The organism is Aquirufa nivalisilvae (genome assembly GCF_003143535.1).
Taxonomy (GTDB): domain Bacteria; phylum Bacteroidota; class Bacteroidia; order Cytophagales; family Spirosomataceae; genus Aquirufa; species Aquirufa nivalisilvae.
Map to the genome: position 1 here is coordinate 19,946 of NZ_CP029346.1, position 16,116 is coordinate 36,061.

General features: G+C 35.4%; 13 protein-coding genes and 1 tRNA gene. 1 reads left to right on the plus strand and 13 read right to left on the minus strand.

All coding sequences use genetic code 11. The features are described from left to right. Position 1: 1 nt before the first annotated feature. From merTP to HME7025_RS00130, 6 genes are all read right to left on the minus strand, one after another. The gene (gene merTP, locus HME7025_RS00105; RefSeq protein WP_109321688.1) at positions 2 to 601 is read right to left on the minus strand and encodes a mercuric transport protein MerTP; all 600 of its coding nucleotides are present in this window, start codon (positions 599 to 601) and stop codon (positions 2 to 4) included. After that, the gene (locus tag HME7025_RS00110) at positions 598 to 972 is read right to left on the minus strand and encodes an ArsR/SmtB family transcription factor (RefSeq protein ID WP_109321689.1); all 375 of its coding nucleotides are present in this window, start codon (positions 970 to 972) and stop codon (positions 598 to 600) included. Before HME7025_RS00110 ends, merTP begins: the two co-directional genes overlap by 4 nt. Positions 973 to 1,526: 554 nt before the next feature. Beyond that, positions 1,527 to 1,600 (minus strand) — tRNA-Asn (locus tag HME7025_RS00115). Between the two features lie 85 nt (positions 1,601 to 1,685). After that, positions 1,686 to 3,077: an efflux RND transporter periplasmic adaptor subunit gene (locus tag HME7025_RS00120; protein WP_109321690.1), complete on the minus strand. Its 1,392-nt coding sequence runs from the start codon at positions 3,075 to 3,077 to the stop codon at positions 1,686 to 1,688. Between the two features lie 20 nt (positions 3,078 to 3,097). Then, complete coding sequence (locus tag HME7025_RS00125; protein WP_109321691.1) at positions 3,098 to 4,564, minus strand: TolC family protein; 1,467 nt, start codon at positions 4,562 to 4,564, stop codon at positions 3,098 to 3,100. Between the two features lie 94 nt (positions 4,565 to 4,658). After that, positions 4,659 to 5,288 (minus strand): M15 family metallopeptidase, encoded by a 630-nt coding sequence (locus HME7025_RS00130; RefSeq protein ID WP_226998245.1) that lies wholly within the window; start codon positions 5,286 to 5,288, stop codon positions 4,659 to 4,661. A 132-nt stretch (positions 5,289 to 5,420) separates the two neighbouring features. On the opposite strand from HME7025_RS00130, the gene HME7025_RS00135 reads away from it, so the two are divergent. Then, a complete protein-coding gene (locus HME7025_RS00135; protein WP_109321692.1) occupies positions 5,421 to 6,656 on the plus strand; it encodes a nucleoside recognition domain-containing protein in 1,236 nt (411 codons plus the stop codon). 1 nt (position 6,657) lies between these two features. Here HME7025_RS00135 and HME7025_RS00140 read toward each other — a convergent pair whose 3' ends face one another. From HME7025_RS00140 to HME7025_RS00170, 7 genes are all read right to left on the minus strand, one after another. Then, on the minus strand, positions 6,658 to 8,124 hold the full coding sequence (locus tag HME7025_RS00140; RefSeq protein ID WP_161956174.1) for a capsule assembly Wzi family protein: 1,467 nt from the start codon (positions 8,122 to 8,124) through the stop codon (positions 6,658 to 6,660). A 49-nt stretch (positions 8,125 to 8,173) separates the two neighbouring features. Next, positions 8,174 to 8,650 (minus strand): UpxY family transcription antiterminator, encoded by a 477-nt coding sequence (locus HME7025_RS00145; RefSeq protein ID WP_109321694.1) that lies wholly within the window; start codon positions 8,648 to 8,650, stop codon positions 8,174 to 8,176. An 81-nt stretch (positions 8,651 to 8,731) separates the two neighbouring features. Beyond that, positions 8,732 to 9,808, minus strand: a complete 1,077-nt coding sequence (gene gmd, locus HME7025_RS00150) for a GDP-mannose 4,6-dehydratase (protein WP_109321695.1) — start codon at positions 9,806 to 9,808, stop codon at positions 8,732 to 8,734. 130 nt (positions 9,809 to 9,938) lie between these two features. Continuing rightward, positions 9,939 to 11,711, minus strand: coding sequence for an AMP-dependent synthetase/ligase (locus HME7025_RS00155; protein ID WP_109321696.1), 1,773 nt, complete (start codon positions 11,709 to 11,711; stop codon positions 9,939 to 9,941). 95 nt (positions 11,712 to 11,806) lie between these two features. Beyond that, positions 11,807 to 13,321: a tetratricopeptide repeat protein gene (locus tag HME7025_RS00160; protein WP_109321697.1), complete on the minus strand. Its 1,515-nt coding sequence runs from the start codon at positions 13,319 to 13,321 to the stop codon at positions 11,807 to 11,809. 273 nt (positions 13,322 to 13,594) lie between these two features. Next, positions 13,595 to 15,238: an Ig-like domain-containing protein gene (locus tag HME7025_RS00165; protein WP_109321698.1), complete on the minus strand. Its 1,644-nt coding sequence runs from the start codon at positions 15,236 to 15,238 to the stop codon at positions 13,595 to 13,597. After that, the gene (locus tag HME7025_RS00170; RefSeq protein WP_109321699.1) at positions 15,228 to 16,115 is read right to left on the minus strand and encodes a class I SAM-dependent methyltransferase; all 888 of its coding nucleotides are present in this window, start codon (positions 16,113 to 16,115) and stop codon (positions 15,228 to 15,230) included. Before HME7025_RS00170 ends, HME7025_RS00165 begins: the two co-directional genes overlap by 11 nt. Position 16,116 lies beyond the last annotated feature (1 nt).

The following is a 16,116-nucleotide window of genomic DNA, read 5'->3' on the forward strand; positions in this document are numbered from 1 at the left end:
ATCATTCAATTTTACTTTTTAGTGATTTATACCCTGTCGAATTAATAGCTTTTTCGATTTCTGTTATACTCGTTTGTTTATTGTCAAATTTAACAATTGCGTTGCCGTTCTCATAGGAAACCAAAACTTCAACAATTCCTTTTAGTTTACTAATCTCTGTTTTGACATGATGCTCGCAACTTGAACAAGTCATCCCTTTAACTGTAAACTCAACTTTTTGAGTTTTAGACGCTTGTGTAATAATTGAAGTATTATTAACTTTTGGGAAAAAAACACGAGCATAAATTGGAAATGATAAGAGCAGAATTGCAATAACTGATACAATTCCTAAAAATGATTTTGTTTGCATAAAATTTTGTTTTTGGTCTATTTCACATTTACAATCGATTTGCTTTTTCGGTTTTAGTTTTTGATACCAAGCAAATCCTAACACAAAAATTGTTAAACCAATTAAATATGGTCTAAATGGTTCAACCCAAGAAAAGGTTGAAGCTAGTCCGCTAGTTCCTGCGACGAGAGCCAATACAGGGGTGATACAACACAATGAAGCCGCAAACGCTGTCAAAAGACCTGTACCAATTAGTTTTTTGTCGGTTTTCATATTGTTTCTAAAATTTTGTTATCATAGATTATTTTAAAAAATGGTTTAAAGAAAATGTCGTATTCTTTAGTCATTGAGTAATAAATCGTTTGTGCTTCTCTTTCGGTTATAATAAGATTTTTGTCTTTGAGTTTTCGCAAGTGCTGAGAAACTGCCGAAATAGTCATCCCTAAAATATCACTTAAATCACATACACAAAGTCGCTTTTCTTCATAAAGTAAAAACAAGATTTTAAATCTTACACTATTCCCAGCCAATTCAAGTCCGTTCGACAAATAATCAAACGACCCTTGGAGTTCTGAAACACGTTCTTTACAGCGAAGAATTTGTTTAATGTCTGCTTGTTGTCTTATACAAGAGGTTTTATCCATAATACAAATATAGATAACTTTTCTTATTTAAGTAATTGCTAAAATAAGCAAAAACAGGTCTGAAATAAAAATTCTTATTGAAATTGGTCAAACAAATCACTAAACTTGATAATTGGCTTGAAACAAGAAAATCGATGAATAGACGAAATAGAGTTGAATTATAAACAAAAAAAGTCACCCTTTAGTTTCAATGATAACCTATCATTGAATGTACAGCCTCCTCACACTAGCCGGTGTAAATTCACATCCATACCTCGTCTTATAACCATTCAGGTTAAGTTCCCTTGATATGTGTGTATAGTTAAGATAACCATGTTTCATTTGGAAGTGTTCGATGAACATTCGATATAAATCTGCCATTATCATTCAAAATAAAACCAACTCTTGGCACATTCTTGGCACAAATGGAAAATCGTGGGTAAAATCCCTGATGAATTGTGTCGTAAAAAAAGAGACCCCTCTACTGGGCTCGAACCAAGAAAATCGATGAATAGAAGAAATAGAGATGGATTATAAACAAAAAAAGTCACCATTTCTGATGACTTTTCTGTTTGCTCCCTCTCCTGGGCTCGAACCAGGGACCCCATGATTAACAGTCATGTGCTCTAACCAACTGAGCTAAGAAGGAATTTGTATCCTTTTGGGACTGCAAAAATAGGTGTCATTATGCATATATGCAATAAGGCCACCTATTTTTTTCTTAAAATCTTACATTATTTCTTTTCATCTGCCTTAGCATCCTTCTTTTTCACCAATTCTCCCTCTTTCAAATTCTTAGCTACCGTAGCATATGGCCCTGAAATAATCTCCTGACCTTCTTTCAATCCTGAGATAATCTCAATATTATCAAAATCAGAAATACCCGTTTTCACCTCTACCATTTTCGCTTTGCCTTTCTCACTGATAAATACCACTTCCTTTATCTTCTCCTTACGCTTTTTGCTTTGTTGTGCTGTCTCTTCCTTCGCTGGCTCTGCCGCTCCTCCTGGAGCATCTTTGCCCTCTTTAGGAGCAACTTCTCCACCAATTTCACGCGTTGTAACAGCCGCCAATGGAACGGTCAAAATATTGTCTTTACGATTCGTCAATATCTCTACCGAAGCCGTCATACCTGGCTTCAATGGATATGACAATTTCCCTTTAATCAAATCACGATATGACTCTCTCAAAACACGGATCTTTACCTCAAATTCCGTTACCGCATCTGTAGTCACCGAAGTAGCCGTACCCGATTGATTCGCTGAACTTGCTATTTCATATACAACCCCTTTAAACTTGCGCTCTGAGGAAGTAAATGCATCCACGTCTATAATTACCGTGTCTCCTAGGCTAACCCGAGTAATGTCATTTTCATTCACATTGACACGAACTTCCATATTATTCAAATTCGCAATTCGTAACATTTCTGTTCCCGCCATTTGAGAGGTTCCAACTACACGCTCCCCTAATTCTACGTTTAACTTAGAAATAATTCCACTTTGCGGAGCATAAATGGTTGTCTTAGTTAAATTCGTCGTCGCTTCTTTCAAGGCTGCCTCTGAACTTTTCACATTGAAACTAGCGGCTTTCACATTCGCTTTTGCCGACTCTAGGTCTTGCTTTGCCACCATATATGCCGACTGGAACTGGTCAAAATCAGCATCCGAAATAACCTTGTCGTTGTGCAATTTCAAATTACGATCATAATCAATCTTCGACTTGCTCAATCGAGCTTCGCTCTGAGCTAAAACAGCCTTACTTTGTTCCATACTCGCTCTCATAGCATTCAACTGAGCCTCTGCACGAGCTAATAAGGACACATAATTATCTGGACGAATTTTCAATAAAACTTGACCGGCTACCACAGAGTCTCCTTCTGCTATATTCAAAGCAACGATCTCTCCTGAAACATCGGGAGAAACTTTAACTTCTACTTCAGGTTGAATTTTCCCTGATGCCGATACTTTTTCTACAATGGATTCTCTCTTGGCCTTACCAAATTCCACCACCGTAGGATCTACTTTGCCAATCCAACCTTGCTGTTTGGCAATATATAAACCTAAAAATATCACAACTACTCCACCTCCGATAAACAACCAAGTCCGCTTGCTATTGTTCTTTGCCATCTCTTTAAAATTATTGAAAATTAAAATGTTAAATTTTTACCTTGATAATAATCCAAAATCTTGGTTCTAAATACATAGTCGTATTTCGATTGTACCAATGAAAGTTTCGCTTTATCAAGATTTGTTTTTTGTAAATTATAACTTACGAAATCAATAGTACCTGCTCCAAATTTACTTTCAGACGCTCTAAAAGACTCTTCTAAGGCCGAAACTTGCGTAAGACCTGCTTCATATTTCTTCGCGGCATTCAGCATGTTAACATAGGCTTGCTCAATGTTTTGACGCAAAGTCAAACGAGCCTTACTCGCCTCAATTTCGGCATTAACTTTCTGTAAATTGGCTTGAGAAACTCGAGTTCTATTCTGGTATTTAGTAAAAATAGGAATACTTAAGTTCAATGAAACAACCTTATTTTGAGTATTATTCAATTGATCAAAATAGCCAACGGTAGATCCTTCTCCATATTTTGGCTGAGTCGTTGTTAGTGGATAATTAACCCCTCCCACATTTACATTACCTAAAGTAACTTCCTGAGTACCTAAAACCTGTACCGATTTCAAAGCATTCGATTGGTTCGCTGACCAGCTACCACTTAAACTTAATGTTGGTAAACGAAACGCTTTTGCTACATCTACACTTTTCGCAGCTCCTTGCACTCGAAAATCTGCTGCCCGAACCAAAGGTTGCGCTTCTACAGCCTTGGCATAAATATCAGCAATACTTAATTCATAAGCTGAGGAATTAGGAACTGGAACTTGAATACGTTCTAACTCAAATTGACTGATGGCTGAATCATTCAATAATTGCAATAAAGTCAATTTATTGATATCCAATGCACTTTGAAAGCTCACCACATTCGATTCTTCATTCGCTAATTGTGCTTTTAAGTCAAGTAACGTAGAGATTGCCACAGAACCAGCATTAACCAGTTTCTGTGTTCTTTCAATTTGTAATTTCGTAATCTCTGTCTGTGTTTTTGCAATTGCCAATTGGTCTTCTGCATTTAAGATAGACAGATAAGAAAGCACAACCTGTAAGGATATGTTTTCACGAATGGATTGTAAATCTTCTTGCGTAGCCTTTAATGTAAATTCTGTTTGTAAGATGTTGTTTTTCAACTGACCTCCATTGAATAACAGAACATTGGCGTTTAATCCTAAGTTATTGTAATTGATATTTCTTGAATCATAACCGTTTGTATAAGGGTTAATACTACGTCCAAAACTCGCAGATTGATTAATATTACCCGATAAAGAAGGCAATTGGTTAAATTTCGCCTGCTGAAATTGAAGCTCTGCATTTTGCATACTTACTTGATATGATTTAACATTCAAATTATGTTGCAAAGCAATATCGACTGCTTGAGTTAATTTAAGCTTCACTAAGGTGCCATTTCCTTGAATAGCTGTTTGTGCCTGAGCTGCAAAAGCCAAGGTAAAAAGCAACGCAAAAAGAGAGGCAATGGTTGGGAATGATTTCCGATACATAGCTAATGAAAAGTATTTAACACAATGTTACTATTTTTAGATGGGGCGTTGGGTACATTTTGGATAAACGGCAAGCCAAAAGGATAAATCCCACTTATTGAACGACTTGAAATCTTTTCTTGGCTTCTGCTCGAGAAAAAGCATTGAAATGCCACCATTCATATTCGATCGGAAGAAAACCTGCTTTTTGCATCACTTTTCGAAGTAAAAGTCGATTTTGAATAACCTCTTTACTTAATATCCCTTTCTCTTCCATTTCCTTTTCTGCCTTTGGATAAGCCTTTTTCCCAAAGTAATCGAAGGAAGTTCCCATATCAATTGCCTGACCACTTTCATCTGCGATGGTTAAATCCACAGCACTTCCATAATTATGAATCGAATGTTCTTGCGGGGAAGCCACATAATTTTTTCGAATTTTGGGCGGATATTGGGGTAATGCATTCCAAAGGTCCCATTGTTTGGATAGAGGTCTAGCTGCATCATATATCAATAATCGGTAACCTGGTTTTTCCTTTTCTAATAAGGATTGTGCTAGCGATAATTTAGCTACTGTTTGTTTCTGCAAAAACGCCTTAGTCAAGCACCCATATACGTTTTGATGCATAAAATTGTCTGTAGTAGCATATTTCAATTGGACCAATACTTGTTTTATTTCCATTTGTACATCCACCAAGCCTTGGCTTCGCATTTTCTCCTCATATAAACAAGGTTTGGTTTGTGCCATGAGAGATTGAAGAATCAAACTAAAGGCAAATACTAAGGGGGTAGAAAAAGAATAGGTCATAAAAATCAAGAAATTCCCTAAATTTAGCCAAATTTTAACTAGGCAGGGCTCGCTTTCTGCAAACCTTTCTTTATGGCATTAAATTGGATTTGGTTTCTGTTTTTTGGAGTGGCCTTCGTGGTAGCATTGATTCAATTCTTGTTTTTTGGTAATTCCGAAATATTCAAAATATTAGTAGATGGAATGTTTGATTCGGCTGAAATGGCTGTGATGAAAATCGCTCTTCCATTGGCTGGAGTCATGACTTTCTTCATGGGAATCTTACAAATAGGAGAAAAGGCAGGCGCCATTCAGTTTTTAGCTAAGCGTATTCGTCCTTTTTTTACTCGACTATTTCCTGAAATTCCAGCAGATCACCCCGTTCATGGACAAATGATCATGAACTTTTCAGCCAATTTATTAGGCTTAGATAATGCAGCCACTCCCTTTGGGTTAAAAGCCATGCAAGGCTTACAAGATATTAATCCAACGAAAGAAACGGCATCTAATGCACAAATCATGTTTCTTACCTTGCATAGTGCGGGCCCCGTTTTAATACCATTAAGTATTATGGCGCAAAGAGCCATCTATGGTGCACAAGATGCATCAGATGTTTTTATTCCCTGTTTAATGGCCACTTATGCTGCTACTTTGGTCGGTTTAATGTTCGTGGCTGTTAAGCAAAAAATCAATCTATTAGAGCCTGTTCTTTTAAGTTGGCTAGTCGGATTGACGCTATTCTTTGGCGGAATTTTGGCATATTTCAGTTCATTAAGTAAAGAGCAGATTGAAATTCAATCCAAAATATTCAGCAATGGTTTACTTTTCTCCCTGATCCTAAGTTTTATTGTGGCTGCTTTTTGGAAGAAAATCGACATATTTTCCACATTTGTAGAAGGGGCTAAAGGAGGATTTGAAACATCGGTAAAAATCATTCCTTATTTAGTAGGGATGTTGGTCGCTATCAGTTGTCTACGCAATTCAGGAACGTTGGATTTTATTGTAGAAGGGATGAAATGGGTAGTCAATCATTCTGGATTAGATACTCGATTCATTGATGCAATGCCAACAGCCTTATTACATCCAGTTAGTGGAAGTGGATCAAGAGCCATGATGATTGATACGATGAAAACTTTCGGCGCAGATTCGTTTGTAGGACGACTGGCCTGTGTATTCCAAGGCTCTGCTGAAACAATTTTATATGTGATTGCCCTATATTTTGGCTCCGTACAGGTAAAAAATATTCGCTATACTTTATGGGCAGGCCTAACAGCCGATTTAGCAGGAATCATTACGGCGATATTTGTCAGTTATTTATTCTTTGGATAGATTAATTCAAAGGAATGCTAATGGCAATATTTCCCCCTAAAGTAGGTTGGGTTAAGTTTCCCTTTTCTATCCCTAGATTAGCTTTTAATAAAGCTTCTGGAAATCCTGTAATAGAGATTCGTCTGTGCCACAAAATCCCTCCTGAATACTGTTTTTTTACAGGACTATATTCTTTGCCAAACCAGCCAATAGCATTGGATAAACTGGCCCTTAGTTGAATTTTATTGTCTCCAAAAGCAAATTCTCCCGCCGCATAAAAAGCTTCCACACGGTTATTGTCATAATATATACTATTGGTTGGATTCAAATCAGATTCAGAATCTAAGGTCAATAATGGCGTACCAATCCCTTTTCCAAAATACGTCCATCCATTTTGATATACTCCATTGTTCAAATAATCATCAAAGCCCCTAATCTTACTTTGGTCATTAAACGTGTTTCCTCCTTGGGATGTTGTATTCAAATATTCAAGAACCACTTTTATTAATCCTTGATCTGCTTTACGCGTGATAGACAATCCATGTAAACCGTCGGTTATATTATTACCATAATATAAGGACCCGTCTTCATAAATACTTTGTCGATAAAAGAAAATTTTGGCTTGGTTTAACTCTACTTCCAACCCAATATCTACTGTTCCTAAGTGATTTCCAGAACGATTAAAACCGTCATTATAACCATAAGTTGCTGTATCTCCTTTAATCGCATTCGACCTACCGGTAACAACAGAAACATAAGTAGCAAGATCAGAAGGAATTATTCCATTATGGGAAAAAGTATTGTATGGATCCGCATATTTTAATTTACCACCCCATTGAACTTGGTGATTAAATCCAGCATAGAATTTTACCTTCCAATTGGGCTTTCCAAATCGTCCATAGAAAGACTTTTGATGCAAATAAAAATCTTTCACATCCTCTCGAGAATTTTCAAACCACCCATGAGAATAATTCCCTTTGAATGCTAAAACTCCTTTTAAGAATCCTGGAGACCAATATTCTTTTACTTGTAATTCTACTTTAGGTATTGGAAGAGCATTTCCTGACCAAATGTATGAGCCAGAACTAAGGGTTGAATCAACTAAACCAAAAATCTGTTTTTGGCGACCAACAACTAATTCAAAAATTCCTACTTTACTTTTAACATACAACTCTGGAAAGAAAACATCTGCTTTATTTTCCCCTAGATTTACTTGAGTAGAAAATCCATAAGCCCAATCTACTTGTTTCTTAGGACGATAACCCATTCGGTGAGAAAACGCAGAAAATCCATAAGATCCAGATGCTGGTACTAATCCATACTGATTTGCTCGAAGCCAGAGGGGATTATATACACCACCAATGGTTCCACCCATTCCTAGAGAAAAATCGGAGTTAATTTCGCGTTGGGCCCAAAGGGCGTTTGAACATAAGAATAAACAAATGACTACTAATACTTTCCTTACAATCATTTGTTTTAATTGATTCATATGGCTCATTTGACTCATCTATTCAAAGATAGTTGAAAATTTGAAATTACTAACTTTGATTTATATAAGCTACGAGCTCAAATCCAAGACTTTCAATTCTAAGACGAACCTCATGTTTATTTTTAAAACCAAGCACTTCTGCTTTTTGTCCAGCCAAAGCACCCGTATCTAAAGTCACAAAATCTCCAATTTTAATGACGTTATCAATTGCTTCTACATCACTGTGCTCAGATAAAAAATTTTGTATTGCTGTAATTTCCGAATCTTGAACTACTGCAGGTTTATGAAGCCAATAAACAAAATTCACGACTCCGTTTACTTGACGGACTTGACTACTTTGTGATGCTAAATCTATATCGACAAATACATAGGATTTGAATAGTGGTTCTTCGACCCATTTTTTTCGATCAGACCATTGCTTTCTCTTTTTGGATACTGGACAATAGCATGTTATCCCTTGTTCTTTAAGTCGCAAAGCAACTTTTTTCTCCACTCTTGATTTTGTATATAAAGCATACCAGGCCATATTTTCAGTAATTCAAATCTCCCAGTCCAAGATTTAGGCCGAAATCCAGCTTAAATTTAATTTGATAAATATCCTTTTAATCTATTTTGAAAACAGTTGAATATCTGAACTCATCATATCTTTGACTAAAGCAGGTAAATCATATTTCAATTTCCAACCCAGTTTTGTTTGGGCTTTGGTAGGATCACCAATTAATAGTTCTACTTCGGTAGGTCTAAAATATCGCGGATCCACTGCCACCACTTCCTTGCCAATCTCTACTTGATACAATGGATTGTGACAAGCTTTTACTAAGGCCACTTCTTCGATTCCTGTTCCCTTAAACTCCAACTCAATCCCCACTTCATTAAATGACATGATAACAAAATCACGAACAGTAGTGGTAATACCAGTTGCAATCACAAAATCCTCCGGCTGCTCTTGTTGCAAAATCAACCACATGGCTTCCACATAATCTTTGGCATGACCCCAATCACGCTTTGCATCTAAATTTCCTAAATAGATTTTATCTTGCTGACCTAAGGCTATTTGAGAAACACCTCGGGTGATTTTACGTGTTACAAATGTCTCTCCGCGTAATGGTGATTCGTGATTAAACAATATTCCATTCACAGCAAACATTTGATACGCTTCTCGATAATTCACTGTAATCCAGTATCCATAAATTTTAGCTACTGCATAAGGAGAACGAGGATAAAATGGTGTTTTTTCAGACTGTGGTACTTCTTGAACCAAACCATAAAGTTCGGATGTAGATGCTTGATATATCTTTGTTTTTTGTGTCAAGCCTAATAAGCGAACCGCCTCCAATATGCGTAAAGTTCCTATTCCATCTACTTGGGCCGTATACTCTGGCTCATCAAATGATACCTTTACGTGTGACATTGCCCCTAAATTGTAAATCTCATCAGGCTGAACTTCTTGAATGATCCGAATGATATTGGTTGAATCACTTAAATCTCCATAATGCAAATGGAAGTTTGACGAGTCCACATGAGGGTCTTGATATAGGTGATCTATACGTTGTGTATTAATCAGGGAGCTTCTACGCTTTATTCCATGAACACGATAACCCTTTCCTAATAAAAGTTCCGCCAAATACGCGCCATCCTGTCCTGTGATGCCTGTAATCAAAGCCACTTTTTGTGCTTGCGACATAAAATTTCGATTCAATAATTAAAAAAGAAAGGACATCAATTTCCTTTCTTAAACCTCCAAGACATAAAATTACTAAATTTTCCGACTGCAGTCGATAATTTATTCCTAGGAATACATGAAATAGATTTTCTTATTCGTAAAGTCCGAGAATCAATTTTTCATATCTAGAAACAATCACCTTGCGCTTCAATTTCAAGGTAGGAGTTAATTCACCATCTGAAATCGTAAATAATCGAGGTAATAAAACGAATTTCTTGACTTGTTCGTAACGCGCCACGGAAGCCATGGTCATTAAAACCTCTTCATTCATTTTTTCAATCACCTTAGGATGGGCAATCATCTCTTCTGGTGTACTAAGCGCCAGATCTTGTTGTTTACACCAGACTTGAAGCGCATTAAATTCGGGAATTATAAGTGCCGAAGGAAACTTTTGCCCTTCTCCAACCACCATACATTGTTCGATAAATGCCGATTCTTTCAGTTTATTTTCAACCAATTGTGGGGCAACATATTTACCACCTGAAGTTTTAAAAATCTCTTTTTTACGATCCGTAATTTTTAAATATTTCCCATCCACTAGTTCACCAATATCTCCCGTATGAAACCATCCATCTGGATCAATGGCCTCAGCTGTAGCAGTTGGATTATTATAATAACCTGGCATAACGGAGTCTCCTTTCACACAAATTTCCCCATCTTCAGCAATCTTTAATTGTATACAATCCAATAAGGTTCCTACACAACCTACCTTGAAATCAGGAGGACATATTTTTGAAACAGAAATCACAGGAGATGTTTCTGTTAAACCATAACCTTCGGCAATAGGAATATCTGCTGCCCAAAAAATACGAGATAATCTGGGCTGAAGAGCAGCTGATCCAGAAGTAATAGCCCGAATATTTCCACCCAAAGCTTCTTGCCACTTACTAAATATCAATTTTCTAAAAATGGCTAATTTGATCTTATCCAAAAATCCCAATTTTTCCATTGGGTCATATTTTAAACCGAAATCAATCGCAGCAAAAAATAAGGATCTCTTAATGCCAGTTAATTCATTTCCTTTGGCCAATACTTTATCATATACTTTTTCCAAAAGACGAGGAACCGTAGCAAACATAGCAGGTTTTACTTCCCTTATATTTTCAGCAACCGTATCTAAGTTTTCCGCGTAATAGATGGAAACACCATAAAAAAGATACAAATAGATATTCGTGCGCTCATAAATGTGGCACATAGGTAGAAAACTCAATACCTTATCTCGAGGATTGATTTGGAAAAAATCTCCACGTTCTAAGGATTTTACATTACTGATAATGTTATGATGCGTCAACATCACTCCTTTGGGTCTACCCGTTGTACCCGATGTATAAATTAATGTAAGTAAATCATCGACTTGAACAGATGCTTTGATGGGCTCTAAAACTGCTGCATCTTGACCTTGGCCCAATTCTTTTACTTCAGTCCATAAGCTGGCTCCTGCAATCGGTTCAAACGTATAAATGGATTTAATCTTTGCATTACCATTAGCCGCTTCTTTCGCTTTTAAATATAATTCCTCACTTTCCGCAAAAATGAACTCTACTCCTGAATCTTCAAATATGAAAGCATAATCTTCCACCGTGATGGTTGGATATAGTGGCACGGTCACTGCACCAAGAATCTGAACAGCAAAATCAATGAAGTTCCATTCTGGTCGATTGGTAGATATAATTGCAATTTTATCTCCCGGCTTTACTCCTAAACTCAGCATACCCAAAGCCAGCTGTTCAATCGTTTCTAATGTATCTGTATTTGAATAATTTTTCCAGTAACCATCTTCTTTTTTATTAAGTAAATCGGACTTATGGAAAGTTTTGTATACGTCTAATAAATCAAATACACGTGTTAATGAAGTATGTTTCATAAAAAAATGGGTCTAGTATATACATACCAAAGTTAGCTAAATCTACCCAAGAAAATGTAAGCTTTTGTTTATTTTTTAGGACAGAATTTATACTCCTAAGGTCTAAATAAGTTAAATATTATTTCCTGTAAATAGATGCTGCTAGGATACTTAGTAACGAATTGTAAACCCAAATCCTTGTCTTTGTAATCGATTAATTTCAAATATTGATATAAAGCATCATCTCCATAAATGTCTTGGTCAAAACGATCGTAAATATCTTTGAATAACATTTTAGCTTGGTCTATTTGCTTTTTATCTAAAGCTCTTTGTGCCATCAAATACAAAATATCATCTTCTAGACTCTGACCTTTTTGCTTTACTAATAACTGATCCAAGGCCAAATCAGCTTCACTTATTTTCTTTTGCTCATAAAGCCACTGTATAGTCGCAAAAGATTTTAATGCTGTTTCCAAGGTATCAATACCTGTATTATCTTCGATAACCCAACTCAAATGCAATGCATCATTAGCAATCTCTTTTTGTGTGCTTTGCTTCAATACATCAAAATTTGCTTTGGCCAATTCAAAATCACCTGTGTAATAATAAAGCTTACCTGTCTTCAATTTAGCTTCATATGCGATCGGCGAATCTTTAACTAATTTTTCAACCTGTGCGTATTGAATTAAAGCATCGTATTTTCTTCCCGCATATAAATACACATCTCCAAGCTCCAATTTCATTTGAGCCTGTAAATTGATATTGGACTCAGATAGCTCAATTCCTTTCTGGTATACCCTTTCTGCAGAATCTAGTTGATTCAATTGATACAGAAAAATTCTTGCTTCAGATAAGTAAGTTTCAGCTGTTGCGGCATTATTACCCCGATCTTTTCTTAATTCTCGATAGGATTGAATCAAATTAGAAAACTCCGTTTTTTCGATTACCATCTTATTCTGAATACTCTGTTCTCGGGAAGCCAATAAAAGTTGCTTCCAATTCAACAATTGGGGAGAACGTGGGTAATTTTTTATCAAATAATCAAATATTTGATTGACCAATGGCCATTGTTGACGCTGAAAGCTAGCTATTCCAAAATCACTCACTTCTTTACCTCCTGATTTAAATCGGATATCCAATGCCTTCCTTTGTAGCCAAACCCTATCCCATTGTTGATTCAAAGCATACCAGTGAATGATCAGTTCAACCGGATTGGCTTGTTCAGGTGAAGCCTGAATCAGAGAAACCAACATTTGCTCTACTTCTCGATTGGCAATTCCCTGATCTTTTAATCCCGTCAGCCAATCTTTTGTCACTTCTAAGCCTTGTGTACTTATCAACTTATCAACAATTTGTCCACAATACTTAATCCATAAAGGTGCTAAATTTTCTTTAAGTATTTCATTAAACGAATAAAATGTTAAAAAAGAACCATTATTGATGTTTTTTGTAAACCATTCATCCAATTGCTTAATTCTTTTTTTCTCTTTTTTAATTTTTACAATTTGATGTAATCTTTCTACAAATAAAGAATCAGGACTTTTAACTATAAGCTTTGCCTGCATAGAATTAACATATCCTATGAAAAAGAAAACGAGAAGTAAATAAGATTTAGAAAATGTTTTCCACATGACTTATTTAAAAAAAATAAAAATTTTATAAATCTCTTTTTTGTTTCTTATTGTTATTCGATGTGGATAAGTGGATAAGCGTATTTTTAATAGGTAAATAATTGATAATTAATGAATTATAATTTTTTATGTTAATATTTCAATGTAGATAAGTTTAATTTTGTGTGTGGATAGCTAGCTAAAATTGTCCACAACTTTTCTATTTATTTATCTTTCCACAATTTCCACATGAATTGTTCACTTATTTGGTCGATTATTAACATGTTATCCACATCATTTTTGCGTATTTATCAACAAGTCGGAAATTTGAAAATTAGCTTTTAACTTAATTTTACCGTCAAAGAAATAAACAGGCTCAGATTTTTTTCTAAGTTTAAAATTGCCGATGTCCCAATATCCATTTTTATTTAAATCGGCAATAACTCGTATTTGATATATCCCTGGTTCCACGTTGGTAAATTCAAATCTCTTTTGTGTTTTAAGGGTCATATAAGGTTCAAATGTATCTGCTTTAAGCAATTCTACAATGAATTCACTATTGGGTTCTGAGGATGTAATATTGCCGTCTATGCTGCCATAGTTTTCTATGTCTTGCCATTCCATCTTTTGAGTATAAACGATGCTTGAATCTGCATCAATACCAACAAAGGCATTCTTGGTAATACTCATTTCAAATTTGGATCTACTTGGTAAATAGGCATTTCTAATGACAAGATTATTTTGGAATTGATTCCAATGAAATGCTTGATCTGGTAAACTAAGTATTTCACCCTCTTCTGTCTTGAAAAGTATGTTTGTAGAAACCCATTGTTGAACAGGTCTAGGGAATTTAATTTGTATGGAATCTAAAGGTGATAATAGTTTACCTGGTGTAGGTTTTACCTCAAAGGTTAAATCTTGTTTTTGGACCTTTTCTTTTTTAGTTAATTCTCTGAATTTTATTTTTAATGGTACTTGGTAATTTCTATTTAATGAATCAGTAATAGTTGCACGTATGAAGATCGTATCTGTGTTGCTTTGATTTAATAAGTAGAATCGGAGATTTTTAGAATCTTCTTGTTGATAATATAATTGTGCTTTAGGGACATTTGATAGAGTTAATGATTTTATTCCACGATTGAATTCATACAATACTGATTTTGCCGTGGCAGTTGTTTTGCTCAATTTAAGTGAATCTTGATTTTGTAAACTGATAGCAAAATTTTGTTCCACGTTTTTAGTTAGGTCAATGTACTTTTCTGAAAGGAAATCAACAGATTCTTTATTGGAGTTATAGAGCAAATTATTATTGATGTCGAGGAATGCGGCCATGTAATATTTACCCTTTGCTATATTCTCTAATAGGTAATTTCCAGAAGTATCCGTTTTAACAAAATAATAGGGTTTAGTGGTATGAATGAATACAGAATCATTCCATGGATATAGAGCTACCAATATATTTTCAGGATGTTTTTGAGTCAATAATGTTCTTACTTTTCCTTTGATTTGTAGCGAGTCAATATCCTGAGATGTACTAAATACTAGTTTGATATTTTTACCTATATTTCTTTCAGAAGCATCTTCGATCGCATTTCTAAAATTGAATGTGTAGGTCGTGTTATCTTTTAATGTACTATCCAATAGGATGCTTAAGCCTTGTGGTCTAATTTTTGTTTGATAGGTTCCTACTGAAGGTGTAATCAATAACTCCTGACTTAGGTTTCGTATCCCTACGTATTCATTAAATGTTATATCGATTCTTTTTCCCTTAAAATTCCGACTTTTATTTAGTGGAATGGATTCACTGATTTTGGGAGCTAGTGTATCTTTTTTTCCTCCTGGAGGTGTTGCCATTTGGGCACAGCTTTGTAGCATCAAGATGCTGATAAATCCTGACAGTATACTAAAAAGGACTAAGTTCTTAAGCTTACTTAGCATGTTCGAAGATGTATAAATTGCTGGAATAATTTCCTTGTCCTAGCATTGCTTTAATGTTTGAAATTAAACCAATCATAAAAGATTGAATGATTTTTTTTGATCCACTTTGATATTCATGGCTCATTAGAGAAATATAAAAACTATCAAAGATTAATCCTTTTTTTTCTTTTAATGAAAAGCCATATTGATTCGCAATGAATTGTATCGTTTCTGGTGTGAAATGATAGATATGTCGTGGTACGTCATATGCTGCCCAATACTCTTTAAAGTAGCTAGCATCATAGCTCTTGCAATTAGGCAATGCCAGTAATAATTTGCCATTCTGGGCCAAAGCCTTCTTAAAAAATGCAAAGTATTCATGTAGTTCATATACATGCTCTAATACATGCCAAAGACTGATAACTTGGAATTTTTCTGATTCTGGAATACTCGTTAGATGCGGATAAATGGCTTGGCCTGTTAATTTAGCCGCTTTTTCTGCTGTGCTTGGATCAAGTTCCATGCCTTGGATATTCCATCCTCTAATTTGGCAAGCATGTAAGAAATGCCCTGTTCCACATCCTATATCAAGAAGTTTTTTGTCATCTTTTTTTTCTGATTCAATCCAATTGGTTTTTAACCGAAGCGTGATATTTCTTACTTGTTGGTACAATTGATTAATTAGACCTTTATCCGTATTGCTATGGGAAATGTAGTTTTCGGATTGGTAGTATGGACCAGCTTCTTCAGCTTTTGGTCTCGGATTAGTAAATCTTAAATGGCAGTTTTGACATTCTACTAGCTGGAATGAAAGATGGGAAACAGTGTAATCTTTGGTATTCAGAATAGGTCTGAATTCCTGATGTGAGCAAGCTGGACATTCTTTTAATTCTTCCATA

Bases quoted from the DNA above. Each gene is read 5' to 3' on its own strand.
- merTP (WP_109321688.1), bottom strand. From the start codon at position 601: ATGAAAACCGACAAAAAACTAATTGGTACAGGTCTTTTGACAGCGTTT.
- HME7025_RS00110 (WP_109321689.1), bottom strand. From the start codon at position 972: ATGGATAAAACCTCTTGTATAAGACAACAAGCAGACATTAAACAAATT.
- HME7025_RS00120 (WP_109321690.1), bottom strand. From the start codon at position 3,077: ATGGCAAAGAACAATAGCAAGCGGACTTGGTTGTTTATCGGAGGTGGA.
- HME7025_RS00125 (WP_109321691.1), bottom strand. From the start codon at position 4,564: ATGTATCGGAAATCATTCCCAACCATTGCCTCTCTTTTTGCGTTGCTT.
- HME7025_RS00130 (WP_226998245.1), bottom strand. From the start codon at position 5,288: ATGGCACAAACCAAACCTTGTTTATATGAGGAGAAAATGCGAAGCCAA.
- HME7025_RS00135 (WP_109321692.1), top strand. From the start codon at position 5,421: ATGGCATTAAATTGGATTTGGTTTCTGTTTTTTGGAGTGGCCTTCGTG.
- HME7025_RS00140 (WP_161956174.1), bottom strand. From the start codon at position 8,124: ATGAATCAATTAAAACAAATGATTGTAAGGAAAGTATTAGTAGTCATT.
- HME7025_RS00145 (WP_109321694.1), bottom strand. From the start codon at position 8,650: ATGGCCTGGTATGCTTTATATACAAAATCAAGAGTGGAGAAAAAAGTT.
- gmd (WP_109321695.1), bottom strand. From the start codon at position 9,808: ATGTCGCAAGCACAAAAAGTGGCTTTGATTACAGGCATCACAGGACAG.
- HME7025_RS00155 (WP_109321696.1), bottom strand. From the start codon at position 11,711: ATGAAACATACTTCATTAACACGTGTATTTGATTTATTAGACGTATAC.
- HME7025_RS00160 (WP_109321697.1), bottom strand. From the start codon at position 13,321: ATGTGGAAAACATTTTCTAAATCTTATTTACTTCTCGTTTTCTTTTTC.
- HME7025_RS00165 (WP_109321698.1), bottom strand. From the start codon at position 15,238: ATGCTAAGTAAGCTTAAGAACTTAGTCCTTTTTAGTATACTGTCAGGA.
- HME7025_RS00170 (WP_109321699.1), bottom strand. From the start codon at position 16,115: ATGGAAGAATTAAAAGAATGTCCAGCTTGCTCACATCAGGAATTCAGA.